Source organism: Pseudomonas sp. A-B-19, assembly GCF_019947515.1.
Classification (GTDB): domain Bacteria; phylum Pseudomonadota; class Gammaproteobacteria; order Pseudomonadales; family Pseudomonadaceae; genus Aquipseudomonas.
Genome location: NZ_JAGYGN010000001.1, coordinates 162,575 through 178,061, shown reverse-complemented (window position 1 = coordinate 178,061; position 15,487 = coordinate 162,575). Strand labels below are relative to the sequence as shown.

Here is a 15,487-nt window from a genome sequence, read left to right as displayed (position 1 = left end):
CGTGCGGCTAAAGTGCATCAAGCTGGCGGGGTTCAAGTCCTTCGTCGACCCGACCACGGTGAACTTCCCCAGTAACATGGCGGCGGTGGTCGGGCCCAATGGCTGCGGCAAATCGAACATCATCGACGCCGTACGCTGGGTGATGGGCGAAAGTTCGGCGAAGAACCTGCGCGGCGAGTCGATGACCGACGTCATCTTCAACGGCTCCACCAGTCGCAAACCGGTGAGCCAGGCGAGCATCGAACTGGTGTTCGATAACTCCGACGGGACGCTGCTCGGCGAGTATGCCGCCTATGCGGAAATTTCCATTCGTCGCAAAGTGACCCGCGACAGCCAGACCACCTATTACCTCAACGGCACCAAATGTCGGCGCCGCGACATCACCGATATCTTTCTCGGCACCGGCCTCGGCCCGCGCAGCTACTCGATCATCGAGCAGGGGATGATCTCCAAGCTGATCGAGTCCAAGCCCGAAGACTTGCGTAACTTCATCGAAGAAGCGGCGGGCATCTCCAAGTACAAGGAGCGTCGGCGCGAGACTGAAAACCGCATCCGCCGCACCCACGAGAACCTCGAGCGCCTGACCGACCTGCGTGAAGAGCTTGAGCGTCAGCTGGAGCGCTTGCATCGCCAGGCCGAGGCCGCCAAGAAGTATCAGGAATTCAAGGGAGAGGAGCGTCAACTCAAGGCCCAACTGTCGGCCCTGCGCTGGCAGGCGCTGAACGATCAGGTCGGCCAGCGTGAAGCGATCATTGGTAATCAGGAGGTTTCTTTCGAAGCCCTGGTCGCCGAGCAACGCAACGCCGATGCGAGCATCGAGCGCCTGCGCGACGGGCATCATGACCTTTCGGAACGCTTCAATCTGGTGCAGGGGCGCTTCTACTCGGTCGGTGGCGACATCGCCCGGGTCGAGCAGAGCATCCAGCACGGTCAGCAGCGTTTGCGCCAGTTGCAGGACGACCTGAAAGAAGCCGAGCGCGCGCGCCTGGAAACCGAATCGCACCTGGGCCACGATCGCACGCTGCTGCTGACCCTCGGCGAAGAGCTGGACATGCTCACCCCGGAACAGGAAGTCACCAGTGCCGCCGCCGAAGAGGCCGCTGCCGCGCTGGAAGAATCCGAGACCACCATGCATGGCTGGCAGGAGCAGTGGGATACGTTCAACCACACCGCGGCCGAACCACGACGTCAGGCCGAAGTGCAGCAGTCGCGGATCCAGCAGCTGGAAACCAGCCTGGAGCGCCTGGCCGACCGACAGAAACGTCTTGGCGAAGAACGCGCCTTGCTCTCGGCGGATCCCGAAGACGCGGCAATCATGGAACTCAGCGAGCAGCTCGCTGAATCCGAAGCGACCCTTGAAGATTTGCAGACCAGTGAACAAGCGCAGGTCGAAAAGCTTGAGCAATTGCGTCAGGAGCTGCAGCAGGCGCTGTCGGCGCAACAGCAGGCTCAGGGCGATTTGCAGCGTCTCAACGGTCGACTGGCTTCGCTCGAAGCCCTGCAGCAAGCCGCGCTCGATCCGGGCACCGGCACCGCCGAATGGTTGCGCGAACAGAATCTTGCGAATCGCCCGCGCCTGGCCGAAGGCCTGAAGGTTGAAGCCGGTTGGGAGCTGGCGGTGGAAACCGTACTGGGTGCCGACCTGCAAGCGGTGCTGGTGGACGACTTCAACGATTTCGATCTGTCGGGATTTGCCCAAGGCGATTTGCGTTTGCTCAGCCCGTCCAGCGATGGCGTACGGGTGCCGGGCAGCTTGCTGGACAAGGTCGAGGCGCAGATCGATCTGTCGCCGTGGCTGGGGCAGGTCAAACCGGTCGACAGCCTCGAACAGGCCTTGGCCTTGCGCGGTCAACTGGCCGCCGGGCAGAGCCTGATCAGCCGTGACGGTTACTGGGTTGGTCGGCATTTTCTGCGGGTGCGTCGGGCCAGTGAAGCCGAAAGCGGCGTGCTCGCCCGTGGTCAGGAAATCCAGCAACTGGGCCTTGAGCGTGAGGAGCGCGAAGCCGCGGTCGAAACCCTGGAAACCCAACTGCAAAACCTGCGCGCGCAGCAGCGTCAGCAGGAAAACGGTCGCGAACATCTGCGCCGTTTGCTGCAGGACGAAGCCCGTCAGCAAGGTGAACTCAAAGCCCGGTTGTCCGCGGGTAAAGCCAAGGCCGAACAATTGACCCTGCGCCGGACCCGCCTCGACGAAGAGCTCACCGAGCTGGACGAGCAGCGGGCCCTGGAGCACGAAAGCATCGGCGAAGCGCGCCTGCAATTGCAGGAAGCCCTCGACAGCATGGCGCTGGACACCGAGCAGCGTGAGTTGCTGCTGGCCCAGCGCGACAGCCTGCGCGAGCGCCTGGACCGGGTGCGTCAGGAAGCGCGGCAACACAAAGATCATGCCCACCAGCTGGCGGTGCGTCTGGGGTCGCTCAAGGCGCAGCATGATTCGACGCGCCAGGCGCTGGAGCGACTGGAGATGCAGTCCGAGCGGCTGACGGAAAAACGCGAACAACTGAGCCTCAATCTGGAGGAGGGCGAAGCACCGCTGGAAGAGCTGCGTTTGAAGCTCGAGGAGTTGCTCGACAAGCGCATGACCGTCGACGAAGAACTCAAGACCGCACAGATCGCCCTCGAAGACGCCGACCGCGAACTGCGCGAGGCCGAAAAGCGCCGCAGTCAGGCCGAGCAACAATCCCAGCTGATTCGCAGTCAGCTCGAAACCCAGCGCATGGAATGGCAAGCCCTGACTGTGCGCCGCAAGACTTTGCAGGACCAATTGCTGGAAGACGGCTACGATCTGCACGGCGTACTCGCAACATTGACCGCCGAGGCCAGCGAGCAGGATGCCGAGGAAGAGCTAGAACGTATCGCCGCCAGGATCCAGCGTCTGGGTGCGATCAACCTGGCGGCCATCGACGAGTACCAGCAGCAATCGGAACGTAAACGTTATCTGGATGCGCAGAACGACGATCTGGTGGAAGCGCTCGATACCCTTGAGAACGTGATTCGCAAGATCGACAAGGAAACCCGTAACCGTTTCAAGGATACCTTTGATCAGATCAATGGCGGTTTACAGGCGCTTTTTCCAAAAGTTTTCGGTGGAGGCCGCGCGTATTTGGAACTGACGGGCGAAGATCTACTCGATACAGGGGTAACAATCATGGCGCAGCCGCCAGGAAAGAAGAACAGCACCATCCATTTGCTCTCCGGTGGCGAAAAAGCCCTGACCGCACTGGCCCTGGTTTTTGCGATCTTCAAGTTGAACCCGGCGCCGTTCTGCATGCTCGATGAGGTTGACGCGCCACTGGATGACGCTAACGTTGGACGCTACGCGCGATTGGTAAAAGAGATGTCACAGACAGTGCAGTTCATCTATATCACCCACAACAAGATCGCCATGGAAATGGCCGAACAGCTGATGGGTGTGACGATGCATGAACCCGGTTGTTCACGTCTGGTGGCCGTGGATGTCGAGGAGGCGATGGCGATGGTGGATGCCTGAGTCGTGGTTGTAGAAAAGGGTGTTTACGGTATGTAGGACTCTTTTCCTTGCTTCGACCTGCTGGCCAATCGACATATTCGCGCTAGCCGACGTGGTAGACGGTGTAAAGTTGCCTTTGGTCGTGCTAGTTTAATGTCAATTTTTCGTATACGTGGGCAAAACGCCTGTCAGAACATAGAGTTGGCGCCACGTTTTAAAGCGGTTTGCAGGTTGTAAACCCCTTATTTTTCAGCATTTTTTATAGAGGCACGGGATTACATGGAAATCGGTCTGCGCGAGTGGCTGATCGTCATCGGCATTATTGTCATTGCCGGTATTCTTTTCGATGGCTGGCGCCGTATGCGCGGCGGCAAGGGAAAACTGAAGTTCCGTCTTGATCGAAGTCTGTCTAACCTGCCGGACGAGGACAGCAACGCCAGCGCCGAGTTGCTGGGCCCGCCGCGCGTGCTGGACACGCACAAAGAGCCGCAACTGGACGAGCACGATCTGCCGTCGGTGAGCATGCCGGCCCGCGAGCCTCGCGAGTCGGGCTCCAAGCGCGGCAAGCGTGGCCACAGCGAGCCTTCCCAGGGTGACATGAACCTCAGCCTGGATCTGGACGGTGGCCCGAGCTTCAGCAGTCGCGACGACGACTTCCCGGATGACACCAAGGCTTCGCCTTCGGTCAACGGCAAAGAACAACCGCAAGCTGAAGAAGTGCTGGTGATCAGCGTGATCTGCCGCGACGCTGCCGGCTTCAAGGGGCCGGCGCTGTTGCAGAACATTCTGGAGAGCGGCCTGCGTTTCGGCGAGATGGATATTTTCCACCGTCACGAAAGCATGGCGGGCAACGGCGAGGTGCTGTTCTCCATGGCCAACGCCGTCAAGCCGGGCGTATTCGATCTGGACGACATCGACCATTTCAGCACCCCGGCGGTGAGCTTCTTCCTGGGTCTGCCAGGCCCGCGTCACCCGAAGCAAGCCTTCGATGTGATGGTGGCAGCGGCGCGCAAATTGTCCCAGGAGCTCAACGGCGAACTGAAGGACGACCAGCGCAGCGTATTGACCGCCCAGACGATCGAGCACTACCGTCAGCGCATCGTCGAATTCGAACGCCGCGCCCTGACCCAGAAGCGTTGATTGAAAAGGTTGGAGCGAGCTCTTGTGGCGAGGGAGCTTGCTCCCGCTGGGCTGCGAAGCAGCCCCAAAACCATCCCCCTCGTTGTGTCAGGTTCAACGCGATTGCAGGATTTATGGCGGCTTCGCCACCGAGCGGGAGCAAGCTCCCTCGCCACAATGTCCATAGCCTTGAGCTACTGTATTTAAAAAATTGAGCAGCCTCGGCTGCTCTTTTGCTTTATGAGAGAACACCCATGACTGCCGTCAAAAACCGTATTCTAGAGCTGCGAGCCGAGCTGGATCAGCACAACTATCGCTACCACGTGCTCGACGAGCCGAGCATTCCGGACGCCGAATACGACCGCTTGTTCAACGAGCTCAAGGCGCTGGAAGCGGCCAATCCCGAACTGATCACCAGCGACTCGCCAACCCAGCGCGTGGGTAGTGCGGCACTGTCGGCGTTTACCCAGGTGCGTCATGAAGTGCCGATGCTCAGCCTCGGCAACGCCTTCGAAGAAGCCGACATGCGCGAGTTCGATCGCCGCGTGACCGAAGGCCTGGACCTGCCGGCCGGCGACCTGTTCGGTGGCGGCGCGACAGTCGAGTACAGTTGCGAACCCAAGCTTGATGGTCTTGCCGTCAGCCTGCTGTATCAGGACGGCGTACTGGTACGCGGCGCCACGCGCGGCGACGGTACGACGGGTGAAGACATCAGCGTCAACGTGCGCACCGTACGCAATATCCCGCTCAAACTACATGGCACCGGCTGGCCGGCGATCCTGGAAGTGCGCGGCGAAGTCTTCATGTCCAAGGCCGGTTTCGAACGGCTCAACGCCACGCAACTGGAAAACGGTGGCAAGACCTTCGCCAACCCGCGCAACGCGGCGGCGGGCAGTTTGCGCCAGCTGGATTCGAAGATTACCGCCAATCGTCCGCTGGAGTTCTGCTGCTACGGCATCGGCCAGGTGTCGGCGGACATTGCCGATACGCACATCGGCAATTTGCAGCAACTCCAGGCCTGGGGCATGCCGATCAGTCATGAGCTGAAACTGGCGCACGGCATCGCCGAGTGCCTGGATTATTACCGCGACATCGGTGAACGTCGCAACGCGCTGCCGTATGAAATCGATGGTGTGGTGTTCAAGGTCAACAGCATTGCCTCCCAGCGCGAACTGGGTTTTCGCGCCCGTGAGCCACGTTGGGCTATCGCTCACAAATTCCCGGCAATGGAAGAACTCACCGAACTGCTCGATGTGGAGTTCCAGGTCGGCCGCACCGGGGCGGTGACGCCGGTGGCGCGTCTGAAACCGGTCAAGGTCGCGGGCGTCACGGTGGCCAACGCCACGTTGCACAACATGGATGAAGTGGCGCGTCTGGGCCTGATGATCGGCGACACGGTGATCATCCGTCGCGCCGGTGACGTGATTCCGCAGGTGGTGCAAGTGGTCATGGAGCGCCGTCCGGAAAACGCCCGGCCGGTGCAGATTCCCGAGCAGTGCCCGGTGTGTGGTTCCCATGTCGAGCGCACCCAGCTGATCAAGCGCAGCAAGGGTCGCGAGACGGTCAGCGAAGGTGCGGTGTATCGCTGCGTCGGTCGCCTGGCCTGCGGCGCGCAACTCAAGCAGGCGATCATTCACTTCGTTTCCCGTCGTGCGATGGACATCGAAGGCCTGGGCGAGAAGAGCGTCGAGCAACTGGTCGACGAAGGCCTGGTGAGTTCGCCGGCCGATCTGTACGCCCTGACTTTCGAGCAGATCGTCGACCTGGAAGGCTTTGCCGAGCTGTCGAGCAAGAACCTGCTCGGCGCCATCGAAGACAGCAAGAAGCCGAGCCTGGCGCGGTTCATCTATGCCCTCGGGATTCCCGATGTCGGTGAGGAGACGGCCAAGGTCCTGGCGCGCTCCCTGGGTTCGCTGGAACGTGTGCAACAGGCTTTGCCGCAAGTGTTGACGTACCTGCCGGATGTTGGCCTGGAAGTCGCGCACGAGATCCATAGCTTCTTCGAGGATGCGCATAACCAGCAGGTGATCGCCGATTTGCTCAGGCATGGCATGCAGATTCAGGATCAGGGCGAGTTGGGTGCCGAGTTTTCGGCGAGCACCACACTGGGTGGTTTCCTCGACAAGCTGCATATCCCCTTGGTCGGGCCAGGCGGGGCGCAGAAACTGGCGGACAAATTCGGCTCGCTGCAGGCGGTGATCGGTGCAGATTGGCTGGACATGCGTCAGGCACTGCCAGAGAAACAGGCCAATTCGGTACGCGAGTTTTTTGCGGTCGAAGAAAATCGCCAATTGGCCGAGGCGGCCGAGAAGCAGCTGGCTGATTTCGGCATGCACTGGCAGAGCGAGAAGAAGGTCGTCGAAGGTTTGCTGCTGGCCGGACAGACCTGGGTGCTGACCGGCTCGCTGGAGCTGATGAGCCGCGATGTGGCCAAGGACAAGCTCGAAAGTCTGGGGGCCAAGGTAGCGGGCTCGGTGTCGGCCAAGACCCATTGCGTGGTCGCAGGCCCTGGCGCCGGGTCGAAGCTGGCCAAGGCCAGTGAGCTGGGGTTGAAGGTGCTGGATGAAGAGGCGTTTGTGGCGTTTTTGAGCAAGCACGGTATTTCCGTGTGATGCACCCTTTCTTCGAACAGCTCAGCTCGCGCATCGCCGCGCCGTTCATGGCCGAGAATTCGCGCAACAGCAAGGTCTGGTCCTGTCGTTGCGGGCAGTCGCTGTTTTTTCGCAACAGTCAGTGCCTGGCCTGTTCGGCTGCGTTGGGTTATCAGCCGACGCAGAGTCGCTTGTCCTCATTGCAACCAGGTGTACAAACGGGCACCTGGCAGCTTGATGTCGATCCCGGGGCTGGCCTGTTTCGACGCTGTGCCAACCTCGACTCGCCGGCAGCCTGTAATTGGGTGCTGCCAGCCAATGACCATGACGTCTTGTGCATTGCCTGCAGCCTCAATCGCACCATTCCCGACCTGTCGATAGCCGACAACCACGAGCGCTGGGGCAAGGTGGAAACCGCCAAGCGGCGTCTGGTCGCGCAACTGGTCAGTCTGGGATTGCAGGTGATTCCCAAAACAGTCGATGAAGAGACAGGCCTTGCCTTCGATTTCATTGGCGTGGACCTGGAGGGAACACTGCCGACCACGGGCCATGCCAACGGCCTGATCACCCTCGATATCAAGGAAGCCGACGACGCTCACCGTGAGCAGGTGCGCATACAGATGCGAGAGCCTTATCGCACGTTGCTCGGTCACTTTCGTCACGAGGTGGGGCATTACTACTGGGACCGCTTGGTCTCCAGCAGCCATTGGCTGGAACCGTTCCGTGGCTTGTTCGGCGACGAGCGTGCCAGCTACGTCGAGGCGCTCGAACGACATTATCAGCAAGGTGCGCCGCTTGACTGGCAGCAATATTGCGTCAGCGCCTACGCCACCATGCACCCTTGGGAAGACTGGGCGGAAACCTGGGCTCACTACCTGCACATGATCGATGCGGTGGACACCGCCTTGGGTTTTGGCATGAGTGCGCGGGAATTGGATTTCGATTACCAACCGTTTCCGCCCAGCACACTCTTCGATCCGCAGCACCCCGACGGTCCGGCGTTCCTGTCGTTCGTCAACGCCTGGATCGAACTGGCCGGCATGCTCAATGAATTGTCACGCAGCATGGGGCAGCCGGACTTCTATCCTTTCGTCCTGCCGTCGGCGGTGATTGCCAAGCTGCATTTCATTCATCTGGTGATTCAGCAGGAGGGCGGCCGGGCGGATGAGGTGTTGGTGCAATAGGATCAAAAGATCGCAGCCTGCGGCAACTCCTATATGGACCGGCGTACACCTGTAGGAACTGCCGCAGGCTGCGATCTTTTAAGGCCAGCGCATGTCCTTGAAGCAGCTCATATTTTTTAATATCCCCGAACGGTTGTAACTTCGCCTCAGATAGGTACAATGGCGCGGCTCGCCGACAGGTGAGTGTCGTTATGGTGACCCCATCGGTCCCCCCGCAACGATCAACCGTGAACCCGGTCAGGCCTGGAAGGGAGCAGCCGCAGCGGTGACATTGTGTGCCGGGGTGTGGCTGGTGGGGTTACCACCTTAACGCCACGCGAGTGTTCTCTCGCGTTATCTTGCTGAAAAAAGACTTTTGCTAGCTGCCAGGATCTTGTCCGGGGCGGTTTTTTGTCGTTTCCGATTTATCGATAGCCGCAGGCTCCCCACCGATATACAACCGAACAATCGCATCGATCTCCCCGGACATCTTCATTCGAACCAGGGTGCGCAAAATGCGCTGCACCGGCACTTGCGGGTCGTTGCGCACGTAGCAGCCGAAATTCTGCTCCTGCAGTATCGCTACGCTGTGCAGTTGTTGGTCCGGCAGCAGCCGTTGATTGAACCAGTCCAGGCTCCATTGATTGCTGACGGCATAGCGGTTGCGGCCGGCGAGGAGTTTTTCCAGCACCAGTTCCTGATTGCGTGCGTCGTCGCGCTGCAACTGATCGGCGTCGAACAGCGGTTGCAGGGTCGGGTAGCTGTAGCCCAGCACGGTGCCGATGGGCTGATCTGGCAAGTCCGCCGGGTTCACAGCGGTGGGGCGCGCATTGCGGGTGATCAACAGGTCGGGCTGGGCAAAGAGCGGGATGCTCCAGAGGTAGTCGCCGGACTGATGAGGCAGCCATGATTGCGCGGCATAACAGCGGACATCGACTTCGCCTTGCTCCATGGCGTTTTGCATCCGCCCGCGGGGCAATACATGGAATTCGGCCGGTACACCGATCTGGGTCGCAAGGCTGAGCATCACGTCATACAGGATGCCCTGGATCGGTTTGCCCTGTTCAAGTTGCACCATGGGCATGGTCCAGCTGTCGGGTATCACGAAGCGTAGCGGCGCTTGCGCGGCCATGCCGTCCAGGCTGATCAACAGCAATGCCCCCAAAGCCAGCCGCATAAACACTCCGTTAATAGCCCCCGATGGGCAGCTTGGTCACAATACACGAGCGCACCGGATGCAATTTGCGCCTTGCTCCGCTAGCATTAGCCGCTTCTGCTTCCTTCGCTGCGACGGTTTTCGATGAGTTATCAGGTTCTTGCACGTAAATGGCGTCCGCGCTCGTTCCGCGAAATGGTCGGCCAGACCCATGTGCTCAAGGCTCTGATCAATGCCTTGGACAGCCAGCGGCTGCACCACGCGTACCTGTTTACCGGTACCCGGGGGGTCGGCAAGACCACTATCGCGCGGATCATTGCCAAATGCCTGAACTGTGAAACAGGTATCACTTCCACCCCCTGTGGCGAATGCTCGGTGTGTCGCGAAATCGACGAAGGGCGCTTTGTCGACCTGATCGAGATCGACGCTGCAAGCCGCACCAAGGTCGAAGACACCCGCGAATTGCTCGACAACGTGCAGTACGCCCCGAGCCGCGGGCGCTTCAAGGTCTACCTGATCGACGAAGTGCACATGCTCTCCAGCCATTCCTTCAACGCGCTGCTCAAAACCCTTGAGGAGCCGCCACCCTACGTCAAGTTCATCCTGGCGACCACCGACCCGCAGAAACTTCCTGCAACGATTTTGTCGCGGTGTCTGCAGTTCTCCCTGAAGAACATGACGCCGGAGCGTGTGGTCGAGCACCTGACTCATGTGCTGAGTGCCGAGAACGTGCCGTTCGAAGACGATGCACTGTGGCTGCTGGGCCGCGCCGCCGATGGGTCGATGCGTGATGCCATGAGCCTGACCGACCAGGCGATTGCCTTTGGTGAAGGCAAGGTCATGGCCGCCGATGTGCGGGCGATGCTCGGGACCCTCGATCACGGGCAGGTCTACGACGTGTTGCATGCGCTGATCGAAGGCGATGCCAAGACGTTGCTCGAAGCCGTCCGCCACCTGGCCGAGCAAGGCCCGGACTGGAACGGCGTGCTTTCGGAAATTCTCAATGTGCTGCACCGCGTTGCCATCGCCCAGGCCTTGCCGGAAGGCGTCGATAACGGTCACGGCGACCGTGATCGCGTGCTGGCGCTGGCCCAGGCGTTGCCGGCCGAAGACGTGCAGTTCTACTACCAGATGGGCCTGATCGGCCGCCGCGACCTGCCGCTGGCGCCGGATCCCCGGGGCGGTTTTGAAATGGTGCTGCTGCGGATGCTGGCGTTCCGGCCCGCAGACACCGCGGATGCCCCGAGGCAACCGCTAAAGCCAGTGGGGATCAGCCAGGCCACAGTTGATTCCGCAAACTCAGTGGCTGCCGCGCCGGTTGTTGCGCCGGTAGTCGCTGCGACCGTTGCACCGATAGCGGCTGCGCCAGTGGCGGCTCCAGCGCCTGCACTGGAACCGGTAGCGCCGGTCGTTGTACCTGTTCCACAACCTGCGCCTGTGCCTGTGGTCGACGCGGTCGTGGTCGAAGAAGTCGTCGACCTGCCGTGGAATGACCCGGTCGAGCCCGCGCCCGTTCAGCAATCGGCGGTGGAGCCTGTACTGGAAACCGCCAGCGAACAACCCGAATTACCGTCGATGCCGTTGCCGGCGCCGGACAGCGTGGTGCCGGACGCCCCGGAGTGGGCCGCCGCACCGATCCCGGAACCTTCGGTGGCCGACGTCGATGCCGCGACGTCGGGCATGGACCTGGATGACGAACCGCCGCTGGACGAGGATTACATCGAGCCGGACATGGATTCGGCCTACAGTTACCTCGACGAGCTGGCCAGCGAGCATGCCGCCGACCCGGTTCCGGAGCCCGAGCCTGAGCCCGCGGCAATGCCGGCCACCGGTCTGGCCCTGCAGTGGCTGGAGCTGTTTCCGAAATTGCCGATCTCCGGCATGACTGGCAGCATCGCCGCCAACTGCACGTTGATCGCGGTGGATGGCGACAATTGGCTGATGCACCTGGACCCGGCCCACAGTGCCTTGTTCAACGCCACTCAGCAGCGTCGCCTGAACGATGCGCTGAATCAGTATCACCAGCGCACGCTGACCCTGAGCATCGAGCTGATCAAGCCCGAGCAGGAAACTCCGGCGCAAGCGGCTTCGCGCCGCCGCGCCAACCGTCAGCGCGAGGCGGAGGAATCGATCCACGGTGATCCGTTCATCCAGCAAATGATGCAGCAGTTCGGTGCGGTGGTCCGTAACGATACTATTGAACCTGTCGACGCCCTGGTCACTCAGGGCTGATAACTGAAGGCGCTCGGCCGCATGGGCCGGACGCTGTTTTGATCCAAGTACTTTTGAGGTGATTACCATGATGAAAGGTGGCATGGCCGGCCTGATGAAGCAGGCGCAGCAGATGCAGGAAAAAATGGCCAAGATGCAGGAAGAGCTGGCCAACGCCGAAGTCACCGGTAAAGCCGGTGGCGATATGGTCACCGTGGTGATGACCGGTCGTCATGACGTCAAGAGCGTGACCATCGACCCAAGCCTGGTTGAAGGCATGAGCGAAGACGACAAGGAAATGCTCGAAGCGGTCATCGCATCCGCGGTCAACGATGCCGTGCGCAAGATCGAGGCCAACAGCCAGGACAAGATGGGCAGCATGACTGCCGGCATGCAACTGCCGCCGGGCATGAAACTGCCATTCTGATTCGCCTTCAGGCGGCAGATGAGTTACAAAAAGTGCCAGGCATTGCGCCTGGCATTTTTGTTTCTGGCGGACAGGCATGTAGTGCCTATGAAATAGCCTTCGCTGGCAAGCCAGCTCCTACAGAGAATTTTCGGGCGACATAGAACCCTGTAGGAGCTGGCTTGCCGGCGATAATCTCGCCTCGGTCTTGCTGAATAAACATCGAACGCCATACCGCCACAAAGGTCTGCTCCCTATATCACCGAGCCCCATCGATCACAGGAGACGCTGCCATGTCCGACCCCATGCCCCTCAATCAACGCATTGTCCTGGCCTCTCGCCCGGTAGGCGCGCCAACGCCGGAAAACTTTCGCATGGAACGGGTGGCGCTGCCGGATCTGGCCGAAGGTCAGGTGCTGCTCAAGACCGTTTTCCTGTCGCTCGATCCTTACATGCGCGGACGCATGAGTGATGCACCGTCCTACGCAGCACCGGTGGAAATCGGCGAAGTCATGACCGGCGGCGCTGTCAGCCGGGTCGAGCGTTCGCTCAATCCGAAGTTTCAGGAAGGTGATCTGGTGGTCGGTGCCACCGGTTGGCAAAGCCACAGCATCAATGACGGGCGCGGCATCATCCCGGTGCCCAACGGCCTGTCCAGTCCTTCAATGGCCCTTGGGGTGCTGGGGATGCCGGGCATGACCGCGTACATGGGCCTGATGGACATCGGCCAGCCGAAAGCCGGCGAGACCCTGGTGGTTGCAGCGGCGTCCGGGGCGGTGGGTTCGGTGGTCGGCCAGGTGGCGAAGATCAAGGGCCTGCACGTGGTCGGTGTGGCCGGTGGCGCAAAAAAGTGCCGCTATGTCGTCGACGAGTTGGGTTTCGATGCCTGCGTTGACCACAGGAGTCCGGATTTTGCTGACGAGCTGGCGCAGGCCTGCCCCAAGGGCATCGACATTTATTATGAAAACGTCGGCGGCAAGGTATTCGACGCCGTGGTGCCGTTGCTCAATCCCAAGGCACGAATTCCACTCTGCGGCCTGATTGCCTCCTATAACGCCTATGAAGCGCCGAGCGGGCCGGATCGCCTGCCACTGTTGCAGCGCACCCTGTTGACCAAGCGGGTGCGCATCCAGGGCTTCATCGTGTTCGATGACTATGGTGATCGCCAGCCGGAGTTTCTCAGTGCCATGGCGCCCTGGGTGCGCGATGGCAAGGTGAAGTTCCGCGAAGACGTGGTCGATGGCCTGGAGCAGGCTCCAGATGCGTTCATCGGTATGCTGGAGGGGCGCAACTTCGGCAAATTGGTGGTTCGGGTTTCCCGGGACTGAGTAATTGACGCTGCAATTTGACGCTCAACCGAGGCGCGGGTATAAACCGCGTCTCGTTGTTTTGTCGGACTTTTCCACCATGAGCTTCAGCCCTTTGATTCGCCAACTGATCGACGCCCTGCGAATTTTGCCCGGTGTGGGTCAGAAAACCGCCCAGCGCATGGCGTTGCAGTTGCTCGAGCGTGATCGCAATGGCGGCTCACGACTGGCGCTGGCCCTGAGCCAGGCCATGGAAGGGGTCGGTCACTGCCGCTTGTGCCGTACGCTGACCGAAGATGATCTGTGCCCGCAATGCGCCGATACCCGTCGCGACGACACCTTGCTCTGCGTGGTGGAGGGTCCGATGGATGTCTATGCAGTGGAGCAGACCGGTTTCCGTGGGCGCTATTTCGTGCTCAAGGGACATCTTTCGCCGCTCGACGGCCTGGGGCCGGAAGCCATCGGCATTCCGCAATTGATGGCACGGATCGAAGAGGCCGGCACGTTCACCGAAGTCATCCTGGCCACCAACCCGACCGTGGAAGGCGAAGCCACCGCGCACTACATCGCCCAATTGCTCAGCAACAAAGGCCTGATCGCCTCGCGTATCGCCCATGGCGTGCCGCTTGGTGGCGAGCTGGAGCTGGTGGATGGCGGGACGCTGGCGCATTCGTTTGCCGGGCGCAAGCCGATTTCTCTGTGATTTGAGTTGTTTGGGCTGACGCCATCGCGAGCAAGCTCGCTCCCACAGGGTATTGCGGCGTGCACAAAACCAATGTGGGAGCGAGCTTGCTCGCGATGCAGGCGATGCGGTTTCACAATCCTGTTGAAAACCAAGCAAGCGCTCGGTTAACTTCACTGACCCCTTCAGTGGAGCTCGCCGATGTCTGCCTTTCAGGAATACTTCGACCCCAACCACCAATTGGTCCGTGACAGCGTCAGACGTTTCGTCGAGCGCGAGATTCTTCCTGATATCGAGCAGTGGGAAGAAGCCGAAAGCTTTCCTCGCGAACTCTACCTCAAGGCCGGCGCGGCGGGGATTCTCGGCATTGGTTATCCGCAGGCTTACGGAGGCAGCCACGAAGGGGATCTGTTCGCCAAGGTGGCCGCCAGTGAAGAGTTGATGCGCTGCGGCTCAGGCGGGTTGGTTGCCGGCCTGGGCTCACTGGATATCGGCTTGCCGCCCATTCTCAAGTGGGCCCGTCCCGAAGTGCGTGATCGTGTGCTGCCGCAGGTGCTGTCGGGAGAGAAGATCAGCGCCCTGGCTATCACCGAGCCCAGCGGCGGCTCCGACGTCGCCAACCTGCAAACCCGTGCCGTGCGCGACGGCGATGTCTACCGGGTCAGTGGCAGCAAGACCTTTATTACCAGCGGTGTGCGCGCGGATTTCTATACCGTCGCGGTGCGAACGGGCGAGCCGGGTTTCGCGGGCATCAGCCTGTTATTGATCGAGAAGGGCACGCCCGGTTTCACCGTAGGGCGGCAGCTGAAGAAAATGGGCTGGTGGGCGTCAGACACGGCCGAATTGTTCTTCGATGATTGCCAGGTGCCCGCAGGCAATCTGATCGGCACCCAGAACATGGGCTTTGCCTGCATCATGGGCAATTTCCAGAGTGAGCGCCTGGCCCTGGCATTGATGGCCAACATGACCGCACAACTGGCGCTGGAGGAGAGCCTGAAGTGGGCGCGCCAGCGCGAAGCCTTTGGCAAACCGATCGGCAAGTTTCAGGTTATCAGGCATCGTCTCGCCGAGATGGCGACCGCGCTGGAGGTCTCTCGGGAGTTCACTTACCGCCAGGCCGCGAAGATGGCGGCGGGGCAGAGTGTGATCAAGGAAATTTCCATGGCCAAGAATTTTGCGACGGATACGGCAGACCGGATCGTCACCGATGCGGTGCAGATACTCGGTGGGCTGGGTTATATGCGCGAGAGCCTGGTGGAACGGCTGTACCGCGACAATCGGATCCTGTCGATTGGCGGCGGGACGCGGGAAGTGATGAACGAGATCATCGGCAAGCAGATGGGGCTTTGAACCGATCTTGAGTTTAGTGGTGCTGCCGCTGAC

General features: G+C 60.7%; 10 protein-coding genes and 1 other RNA gene. 10 read left to right on the top strand and 1 reads right to left on the bottom strand.

Going from position 1 to position 15,487, the window contains the following annotated elements; genetic code table 11:
* Position 1 precedes the first annotated feature (1 nt).
* From smc to ffs, 5 genes are all read left to right on the top strand, one after another.
* Positions 2-3,490 carry a chromosome segregation protein SMC gene (gene smc / locus KGA81_RS00675; RefSeq protein WP_223544140.1) on the top strand — a complete coding sequence of 1,163 codons (3,489 nt, stop codon included), beginning with the start codon at positions 2-4 and terminating at the stop codon, positions 3,488-3,490.
* Positions 3,491-3,748: 258 nt separating this feature from the next.
* The gene (gene zipA / locus KGA81_RS00670; RefSeq protein WP_223544139.1) at positions 3,749-4,609 is read left to right on the top strand and encodes a cell division protein ZipA; all 861 of its coding nucleotides are present in this window, start codon (positions 3,749-3,751) and stop codon (positions 4,607-4,609) included.
* A gap of 233 nt (positions 4,610-4,842) precedes the next feature.
* On the top strand, positions 4,843-7,200 hold the full coding sequence (gene ligA, locus KGA81_RS00665) for an NAD-dependent DNA ligase LigA (protein ID WP_223544138.1): 2,358 nt from the start codon (positions 4,843-4,845) through the stop codon (positions 7,198-7,200).
* Positions 7,200-8,363 carry a putative zinc-binding metallopeptidase gene (locus KGA81_RS00660; RefSeq protein WP_223544137.1) on the top strand — a complete coding sequence of 388 codons (1,164 nt, stop codon included), beginning with the start codon at positions 7,200-7,202 and terminating at the stop codon, positions 8,361-8,363. The genes ligA and KGA81_RS00660 overlap by 1 nt, the downstream gene beginning before the upstream one ends.
* Before the next feature lie 201 nt (positions 8,364-8,564).
* An RNA gene (gene ffs, locus KGA81_RS00655) (signal recognition particle sRNA small type) lies at positions 8,565-8,661 on the top strand.
* 60 nt (positions 8,662-8,721) lie between these two features.
* Here ffs and KGA81_RS00650 read toward each other — a convergent pair.
* On the bottom strand, positions 8,722-9,519 hold the full coding sequence (locus KGA81_RS00650) for a substrate-binding periplasmic protein (protein ID WP_223544136.1): 798 nt from the start codon (positions 9,517-9,519) through the stop codon (positions 8,722-8,724).
* A gap of 123 nt (positions 9,520-9,642) precedes the next feature.
* Here KGA81_RS00650 and dnaX point away from each other — a divergent pair, with 123 nt between their 5' ends.
* From dnaX to KGA81_RS00625, 5 genes are all read left to right on the top strand, one after another.
* On the top strand, positions 9,643-11,730 hold the full coding sequence (gene dnaX, locus KGA81_RS00645) for a DNA polymerase III subunit gamma/tau (protein ID WP_223544135.1): 2,088 nt from the start codon (positions 9,643-9,645) through the stop codon (positions 11,728-11,730).
* Positions 11,731-11,797: 67 nt separating this feature from the next.
* Entirely contained in the window at positions 11,798-12,136 is a 339-nt protein-coding gene (locus KGA81_RS00640) for a YbaB/EbfC family nucleoid-associated protein (protein ID WP_007971455.1), read from the top strand.
* A 272-nt stretch (positions 12,137-12,408) separates the two neighbouring features.
* Positions 12,409-13,443, top strand: coding sequence for an NADP-dependent oxidoreductase (locus KGA81_RS00635; RefSeq protein WP_223544134.1), 1,035 nt, complete (start codon positions 12,409-12,411; stop codon positions 13,441-13,443).
* A 79-nt stretch (positions 13,444-13,522) separates the two neighbouring features.
* Complete coding sequence (gene recR / locus KGA81_RS00630; RefSeq protein ID WP_223544133.1) at positions 13,523-14,125, top strand: recombination mediator RecR; 603 nt, start codon at positions 13,523-13,525, stop codon at positions 14,123-14,125.
* Positions 14,126-14,305: 180 nt separating this feature from the next.
* Complete coding sequence (locus KGA81_RS00625; protein WP_223544132.1) at positions 14,306-15,454, top strand: acyl-CoA dehydrogenase family protein; 1,149 nt, start codon at positions 14,306-14,308, stop codon at positions 15,452-15,454.
* Positions 15,455-15,487 lie beyond the last annotated feature (33 nt).

What these genes read in the sequence shown, in the direction of transcription:
- dnaX (WP_223544135.1), top strand. Translation starts at nt 9,643, where the DNA reads ATGAGTTATCAGGTTCTTGCACGTAAATGGCGTCCGCGCTCGTTCCGC.
- KGA81_RS00650 (WP_223544136.1), bottom strand. Translation starts at nt 9,519, where the DNA reads ATGCGGCTGGCTTTGGGGGCATTGCTGTTGATCAGCCTGGACGGCATG.
- ligA (WP_223544138.1), top strand. Translation starts at nt 4,843, where the DNA reads ATGACTGCCGTCAAAAACCGTATTCTAGAGCTGCGAGCCGAGCTGGAT.
- KGA81_RS00660 (WP_223544137.1), top strand. Translation starts at nt 7,200, where the DNA reads ATGCACCCTTTCTTCGAACAGCTCAGCTCGCGCATCGCCGCGCCGTTC.
- KGA81_RS00625 (WP_223544132.1), top strand. Translation starts at nt 14,306, where the DNA reads ATGTCTGCCTTTCAGGAATACTTCGACCCCAACCACCAATTGGTCCGT.
- KGA81_RS00635 (WP_223544134.1), top strand. Translation starts at nt 12,409, where the DNA reads ATGTCCGACCCCATGCCCCTCAATCAACGCATTGTCCTGGCCTCTCGC.
- zipA (WP_223544139.1), top strand. Translation starts at nt 3,749, where the DNA reads ATGGAAATCGGTCTGCGCGAGTGGCTGATCGTCATCGGCATTATTGTC.
- recR (WP_223544133.1), top strand. Translation starts at nt 13,523, where the DNA reads ATGAGCTTCAGCCCTTTGATTCGCCAACTGATCGACGCCCTGCGAATT.
- KGA81_RS00640 (WP_007971455.1), top strand. Translation starts at nt 11,798, where the DNA reads ATGATGAAAGGTGGCATGGCCGGCCTGATGAAGCAGGCGCAGCAGATG.